This window comes from Fulvivirga imtechensis AK7, assembly GCF_000331535.1.
Classification (GTDB): Bacteria; Bacteroidota; Bacteroidia; order Cytophagales; family Cyclobacteriaceae; genus Fulvivirga; species Fulvivirga imtechensis.
Genome location: NZ_AMZN01000108.1, coordinates 1 through 7,077, shown reverse-complemented (window position 1 = coordinate 7,077; position 7,077 = coordinate 1). Strand labels below are relative to the sequence as shown.

Here is a 7,077-nt window from a genome sequence, read left to right as displayed (position 1 = left end):
GGGTTTGTGCGGCATGGTTGCGGGTATGAGTAATCCCTCCGGCTTCACCATCGCCCGCCGAAGTCCGATAGGGACGAAGTCGGAGAAGCTCCACTGAAATCCGGGTCTGGAAGAGCTTTTACAAGAGGCATTTATTGTGATGATTAAGCATTTTATATCGAACTCAGGTTAACTTAACATGAGTTGATCGCCACTCCGTTGCGTCAGGAATCACGAAAAAGAGAAAGGCTATGTCAGGAATAACAACAAAAAGAAGAGGATGATAAAGAAAAAAAGTTTGTGTTTCGGGATGACGGAAGTCGGTTTTTTAATATCTGCCCAATAGCCATTCCGGTCTGTCACCGTATGTGCTTTTCCGGCGCCAATAGTTTTACCCTCCTGATTCAATACTCGTGACTCTGCTACTATCTCTTTATCATACATCCGGTAGGGCGGCCTCCGGCAATAGCTGGTTTACCTTTAAGCAATGCTTCAATATTATCTTTCAGATACCGCTCTTTCACATCTGTGGCGACTTGTGGGTTGTTGTCGATGGCGCCATGATAGAATATGCTAAAACTCCCATTATTCTTGAGAAGAAATACTTCCGGACTTTTGCGCGCCTTAAAGGCATCCAGTACCTGCTGATCCTTATCTGCCAGGTACGGCACGTCAAGACCCCAGGCTGCAATTTTATTAGCCATTTCCGACTCAGATTCTTTGTTCTCTGTATGAGAGTTGATCAGGAGGAATTGTATGCCTTTGTCTTTATATTGCGCGATTAGCTGTGTAATGCGACCCTCATAATACACCGAATAAGGACAAACATTGCTTGTAAAGATCACTACTACTCCCTTGGCGTTACTGAAGTCTGATAAGCTGACCTGCTTATTGTTTCTAACGTCTTTCAATGTAAAATTGCTAACCTTTTGTGCGGACAAACTTCCGCCAAATACAAGTAGCAGGCTGAGGATTAAAATATTTTTCATCACAACGCTCTTTTGCCTATAAATTAAAGGTGAGAATATAATCATTTTCTATTCTATACTCTAATTTAAAGCTATTTATAGTACCATTTACAATTACTCTGCCAATAAGCTCTCCTTTTGGCTGAACTTCGAAAGGCTCTATAGCCATATGGTTTTTAAAGCTTATTTTCTGATCCACAATCTTATACAAAGTCTCCTTAGCGCACCAATGAATACATAGTAACGTAATATCGTCATTGGTGAAATGCAGCTCCTGCGTATTCAAAAACTTGTGCGCCACCTTTTGTAATTTTTGCTTGGGTTGCTCAAGATCAATGCCCACATCTTTATTGAGATCAAGAATTGCCGCTACATAAGGGTAGGAATGTGAAAGTGATATTTCTGCCTCACTGTGTCGAAGAAACGGCTTTCCGGTGGTGTTTTTTCTGAGCCCTTCATACCTGATGCCTATATGTTCGCACAGGCTTTTTAAACAAAGTCGCCCGCAGTACCACTCCAATATTTTTTTATCGCTCCTGTAGCTTCTTAATAGATCAGTATCGGAAGACCTTGGATGTAATTTTTCCCGCAGCTCTTCTGCAGATTCTTCCATATGCCAGATGGCGAGATACCTCGAATCACTTATTTGTTCTATTTTGGTTAATGGCATTTGATAACTGGCTGGAAACTTGCTTCTTTGCTTTAAAATTAGATATTAACCAGCAAACGGACGATTAATGAGCAAAGTTAACGTTTCTCGGCTCAAAACCTTCACCGGCCACAACGATTGTGTTTATACTATTGAAAAAACACAGTACGAGCAAAAATTCTTTTCCGGAGCAGGTGATGGAATGGTGGCATGTTGGGATATGGAAGAGGAGGATGGACAACTCATTGCCAAATTGCCCAATTCAATATATGCACTACACTATAAGGCCGACCGTAATTTGCTGATCGTAGGACACAACTATGATGGGATCCATCTGCTGGATTGGGAAAGTAAGAATGAGGTTGGTTCGCTAAAAATGACAGACCAGGCTATCTTTGATATTAAATCTTACAACGACCACCTGTATGTTGGGGATGCTTCCGGAACCGTCAGCGTTGTCGATATAAAAAGTCTTCGCGTACTGTTCAAAATGAAAGAAGCCTCCAAGAGTGCGCGTTCGATAGCGGTAAATGAAAGCCGCGGAGAACTGGTAGTCGGTTATAGCGATAATGTCATCAGGGTTTTTAGCCTGGAAGATTGCCAGTTGAAAAAAGAGTTGACAGGACATCAAAATTCTGTGTTTGTCGTTAAATATTCACCGGATGGGCAGTTGCTGTTAAGTGCCGGGCGTGATGCTCGCCTTAAAGTATGGGATGCTACAGCCGGGTATTTAGAGATCCAGGATATTGTTGCGCACATGTATGCTATTAATAATCTTGATTTTAGTCCGGATGGCAAACATTTCGTAACTTGTAGTATGGATAAATCCATAAAAGTCTGGGACGCTCAGGCTTTTAAATTGTTAAAGGTCATAGACAAGGCCAGGCATGCCGGGCATGGTACTTCGGTAAACAAGCTGCTATGGTCTGCCTACAACGATTTATTGGTAAGTGCCAGTGACGACCGGGCAATATCAGTATGGGATTTACAGTTTAATACATAGTTGGTTTAATAACAGATGATATGAAGATTACACCATTAGAAATACGCCAAAAGACATTTGAGAAGGCTTTTCGAGGGCTGGATAAGGATGAAGTCAATGCATTTTTGGTCACCATGTCGCAGGAGTGGGAGAAGCTGATCGATGAAAATAAAGAATTACGGATAAAACTGGAGGCCTCCGAAAGGGAAGTCGAAAAATTGAGGGAGGTAGAAAATTCTCTTTTTAAAACATTAAAAACCGCAGAAGATACGGGAGCCAGCATGATCGATCAGGCTACCAAAACTGCGGAATTGCATATGCGTGAGACCCAGATGAAGGCTGAAGCCATACTTAATGATGCAAAAAGCAGGGCTAAGGATATGATAGAAGAAGCTGAGATGAAGTCGAAGAATACCATTGATGAAATGGAAGATCAGATCCGACATATGGCTCAGCTCTACAGAACGCTGGAAAATGTAAAGGATGACCTGTTCTCCGATATCAGGAGCTTTGCCAAAGATGCGATAGAGAAGGTAGACCGGGTGAAGACCCAGTTTAAAAAGTTTGACGTAGAAGCCGAACTGATGAGGGTAAAACGCGAGGCGGTGGACAAGGCGGCCAAAATGAGCGTGAAGTATAAAGTGGATGAGCCTAAGCCTGCTAAGGAAGAAATTCCTGAGCCGGAGGAAGAGGAAAGACAGGAGGAAGAAGTAGTTGCGACTGAAGAGAAAAAGCCATCTAATAATAAAAATACCTCCTTCTTTGACGATATCGAGTAATGGGTAAAATACAACTGGAAGGGTTGCGCTTCAAAGCCTATCATGGTTATTATGATGAGGAACGCGAGAAAGGCAACCAATTTGAGGTTAATATTTCCGTTACTTCAACCTTTGAACGAGCTTCCAAAACCGATGATATCGAGGGTACTGTTGATTATGAATTGCTCTATGCTATTGTAAAAGACGAGATGACCCAGCCTTCAAAATTGCTTGAACACGTGGTAGAACGCATTGCCGACAGGGTGTTAAGAGAAATTCCTGCTGTAGAAGACGTGGAGATACGTTTGTCGAAGTTTAATCCACCTATTGGGGGGGAATGTAGGGCAGCTACTGTTAGTTTGAAGAAAGGCCGATAATCCTTTTTTTTTGTTTGATGTTTATAGTTTCGAGTTTTTAGTTTCCAGTTTCCAGTTTCATGGGTTGACTGCACCGGCTTACAGCTCTCAAAGCTCAAAGCTTTTTTACCGACTGATCTGTGTTTGATGTTGCTATGGGGTTAAGATTGCTATCTGTTACCGATCACTGATTACTGTTTACTTCACTTATCCTGCTCAGGACTGAAGACTAACTACTCAATACTCTCATGCCTACTACCTTGTTTGATATTTCGAGCTAGGCCGATTTTTTACTTCCGACTTCGGTCTTCTACGCCTACCGACTCTCCGGTTTCACAAAAGTAAACCCCCTTGCATCAGAACCTTCGTAGAAGTCCACTTCCAGGCCAAATAAATACATTGTGTGTTTTTTCTCTACCAAGATGGTGACACCGTCCTGTAGGTATTCCAGATCGTTATCCTTCTTCTTGTCAAAGCCAAGGAGGTAATTAAAACCTGCACAACCCCCACTACCTTTAATACCTATGCGAAGAGAGTATCCCTCAGGGATATTTTTATTATTCATGATATTTTTCACCTCTTCAATGGCTTTTTCTGTCAGTGTTACGGGGGTTATATTGTCTATCATAGTTATTGATCTTAAGACTTCCGGCTTCTCACACTGTAAACTTAGAAATCTTGAAATTAATTTCGGTGTGAATAAACTTTATTTAAAGAGGATCGAGAGCAAATCTTACTTCTTAATATCTACATCCGGAAGTATGTTGTAGTTACGCCAGAATTCGGGGTTATAAGGTATCTCTTCGTTTATTTTGTGAATTTCTTTAGCATTTGGAATTTGATTACCCTCGCAAAATGATGTAGTCATAATCTCTACTTTCTTCTTGCCGTTACGCATGGGCCAATTTTCTATTTTTCTCTCTATTTTTCCGTATTTGATGTAGTATAAGCCATTAAATTTCTGGTACACCGTTGATACTCTGAAATTTAGCACGGAAGAGTCATTGGAGTGTTGTACACTTCGAGGTAGCTTTCGCTCCATGGAGCCTTCGTATTTAATAATACCGTAGTCCTTCTTGTTGATAAATAGTTTTCCTGAAAAATGTGTCAGATAAGGATCATTGTCATTGTAGGTAGAAAGATTTTTGTCTTCTAACCTAAAGCTTACCACCCATACGGTATCACCCTCGAAGCTCGAAATATCATCCAGACTAAAATGATAGCTTTTATTATTGCGTTTGTCGAGAGGGCCGTCTTGGTGAGTTGTGATGTCCATACTGTAGAGATAAGGCAGTGCCACATGATCGTTCGATAGGCCATTTACATTTCTTATCTGTTTTATAACAGCTACGTGATTTCTGTTGAACTGCTTTTCATTGTAAAGTCGATGCCCTTGTGTAGCACCGAAATCTATTACTGCTTCCAGTTTTGATTCGATATTGTCCGATGAATCGTAGGCAGTAGACCTGTAAAACAACTCCTGACAATAGGGTATACCATAATTATCTTTTTTGTCAGACGAAGCCTTTTTAATAATATAACTTACCGATGGAGGAGCTTCGCCAGTAATCAGCACCTCTTTCAGCACTAATAATTCAGGATCAAGGAATATATGTTTCTCACTCTTTTCTAAAAAGGCCTTTACCAGGAGTGTTTTTTGCTTGTATCCTATCGCAGAGAATGTTATGGAGTCTTCTAAAAAGGCTTTAGGCAAGGTGATTTCAAATTCACCTTTTTCATTGGATGAGCTACCGTAAGGGGTGTTATTAATACCTATGTTCACGAAAGGAACAGGTGTTTTATCTTCTGCATTTAAGATCAGTCCATGTTCTTTTTCAGTAAGAAATTTTTGACGCGCTCTGCTATTAACTTGTTGTTTGTTGAGCGTTGTAAGAGGTGCCACCGCCCGGCTAAAGATAATACCGTCAAATATCTCACTCCATTCAGCTTTAATCGGCAAGTGACCCAGTGGAGAAGCGTAGAATGGAGGACAGATTTCCCCTGAACGAAAGTCTATCCACTGGCAGAAGTCGCCACTTTTTTCCGCATTTTGTTCCAGGCTTCCGGGTGGAGGAATAAGTACATTATAGGTCTGCTCGTCATGGCCATATCTGCCTGAGTATGTTGAAAAGGCGAGGGCATATAGGTTCTCACCATACCTCTCTTTAAGAAGCTTTCCCATTGGAACAGCTCCATCTAGTTCTGAAAGTTGAAAATCCTCTTCCTGAAATTCTTTCATGCGGATAATATAATCTTCTGTGACAGGCGTGCTGTTAAGCTTTTCGGGGAGATTTGCAAAGTGGTAAGAGGCACCCCACCCAATGATCTTTTCACTGCTAAACATTTGGGCTATGTGGTTGAAGTTGTTCGCCATCATTCTATCTCTTGGGTTTTGAACGGGCTCTTTGATGCCCTGAGCTTCTGCAAGATGCACCGTTGCCTGTTCCTGGAGCATACGTAAAATCTGCATCCAGAAATTGCTGTCCTTGTCCTGATAAGGTTTTGTAGCTTGAGAGGCAACACCCTCCAGTTTATTCAAAAGAAGTGGTATATCTTTGATCAAATTAGTATCTCTTATTTCACTATGGTGATGAGTACTTAGCAGTTGTAGAAAGTTGTCAAGTAAATTGATTTCGGTATCCGATAGCTGATAGCCGTTGATGTTCAGGAATTGGTGTAGCGATTCAAGTATCTCTTTTGTATTTGATGTGGTTACGAACTGAGAGTCAAATCCGTAGACTTCAAGTGGGTTGCCATTTTTCCTGCATTCCCATATATACTCCAGAAGGCTGTAAAACTCTTCATTATCTGTCCATTGGCTATCGAAATATCCTGACCAATTTATTAGCAACTCCTGCCCCTCAATTCGGCGAAGCAGATCATAAAGGTTATAAAAGTTGTCTTCAAAAACCAATACATTGTAACCTAGAGAATCATGCAGGTATTTTACCAAGTCTACCTTTATTTTTGTAACCGTACCTTCCTGGTGGGTTTGCTCCCCAAGTAGTACTATTCTTTTGTTATTGAGTGTTTGTTTCAGCAAACTAAAGTTTGTGGAAGATGACGCTCTGGTTTTTACAGGAAAAGACGAATAACATTCTTGTTGTGAAAGAGCAGAAATAGATAAACAGAAAGAGAAATACAAAAGCCATAACGAAGTTTTTTTATTTAAAAAAGAATAAAATACGCGCATCTTAGTTTTTAATGATCTTGTAATGTCAAAACCCCTTCCTGTATCAATTCCATTATTACAACCCGTTTACTTTCCAGGTCATAATCTCCGGGTATTTCCTCTATTGAAAAAGATTTGCTGTTGATAATATAATTAATTTCTTCATACAAGCTAGTGTAAAGAATTACAAAAAGACGAACTAATTTTGATAAA

General features: G+C 40.6%; 8 protein-coding genes. 3 read left to right on the top strand and 5 right to left on the bottom strand.

Annotated elements, in window-relative coordinates:
- Positions 1-404 precede the first annotated feature (404 nt).
- Positions 405-968, bottom strand: coding sequence for a redoxin domain-containing protein (locus C900_RS24930; protein WP_040497534.1), 564 nt, complete (start codon positions 966-968; stop codon positions 405-407).
- Positions 969-984: 16 nt separating this feature from the next.
- Positions 985-1,617 (bottom strand): 4'-phosphopantetheinyl transferase family protein, encoded by a 633-nt coding sequence (locus C900_RS24925; protein ID WP_009583152.1) that lies wholly within the window; start codon positions 1,615-1,617, stop codon positions 985-987.
- A 67-nt stretch (positions 1,618-1,684) separates the two neighbouring features.
- On the opposite strand from C900_RS24925, the gene C900_RS24920 reads away from it, so the two are divergent.
- From C900_RS24920 to folB, 3 genes are read left to right on the top strand one after another with little or no spacing between them, the layout of a single operon-like run.
- The gene (locus C900_RS24920) at positions 1,685-2,599 is read left to right on the top strand and encodes a WD40 repeat domain-containing protein (protein ID WP_009583151.1); all 915 of its coding nucleotides are present in this window, start codon (positions 1,685-1,687) and stop codon (positions 2,597-2,599) included.
- A 20-nt stretch (positions 2,600-2,619) separates the two neighbouring features.
- Complete coding sequence (locus tag C900_RS24915; protein ID WP_009583150.1) at positions 2,620-3,357, top strand: DivIVA domain-containing protein; 738 nt, start codon at positions 2,620-2,622, stop codon at positions 3,355-3,357.
- Positions 3,357-3,713 (top strand): dihydroneopterin aldolase, encoded by a 357-nt coding sequence (folB, locus tag C900_RS24910; protein ID WP_009583149.1) that lies wholly within the window; start codon positions 3,357-3,359, stop codon positions 3,711-3,713. Before C900_RS24915 ends, folB begins: the two co-directional genes overlap by 1 nt.
- Before the next feature lie 295 nt (positions 3,714-4,008).
- Here the strand turns inward: folB and C900_RS24905 are convergent, their stop codons facing one another.
- The 3 genes from C900_RS24905 to C900_RS24895 form a co-directional block, all read right to left on the bottom strand.
- The gene (locus tag C900_RS24905) at positions 4,009-4,320 is read right to left on the bottom strand and encodes a HesB/IscA family protein (protein ID WP_009583148.1); all 312 of its coding nucleotides are present in this window, start codon (positions 4,318-4,320) and stop codon (positions 4,009-4,011) included.
- Between the two features lie 105 nt (positions 4,321-4,425).
- Complete coding sequence (locus C900_RS24900) at positions 4,426-6,735, bottom strand: erythromycin esterase family protein (RefSeq protein WP_009583147.1); 2,310 nt, start codon at positions 6,733-6,735, stop codon at positions 4,426-4,428.
- A gap of 158 nt (positions 6,736-6,893) precedes the next feature.
- The coding region (locus C900_RS24895) for a hypothetical protein (protein WP_040497533.1) at positions 6,894-7,077 on the bottom strand (184 nt) is incomplete at its 5' end.

Bases quoted from the DNA above. Each gene is read 5' to 3' on its own strand.
- C900_RS24905 (WP_009583148.1), bottom strand. From the start codon at position 4,320: ATGATAGACAATATAACCCCCGTAACACTGACAGAAAAAGCCATTGAA.
- C900_RS24930 (WP_040497534.1), bottom strand. From the start codon at position 968: ATGAAAAATATTTTAATCCTCAGCCTGCTACTTGTATTTGGCGGAAGT.
- folB (WP_009583149.1), top strand. From the start codon at position 3,357: ATGGGTAAAATACAACTGGAAGGGTTGCGCTTCAAAGCCTATCATGGT.
- C900_RS24920 (WP_009583151.1), top strand. From the start codon at position 1,685: ATGAGCAAAGTTAACGTTTCTCGGCTCAAAACCTTCACCGGCCACAAC.
- C900_RS24915 (WP_009583150.1), top strand. From the start codon at position 2,620: ATGAAGATTACACCATTAGAAATACGCCAAAAGACATTTGAGAAGGCT.
- C900_RS24925 (WP_009583152.1), bottom strand. From the start codon at position 1,617: ATGCCATTAACCAAAATAGAACAAATAAGTGATTCGAGGTATCTCGCC.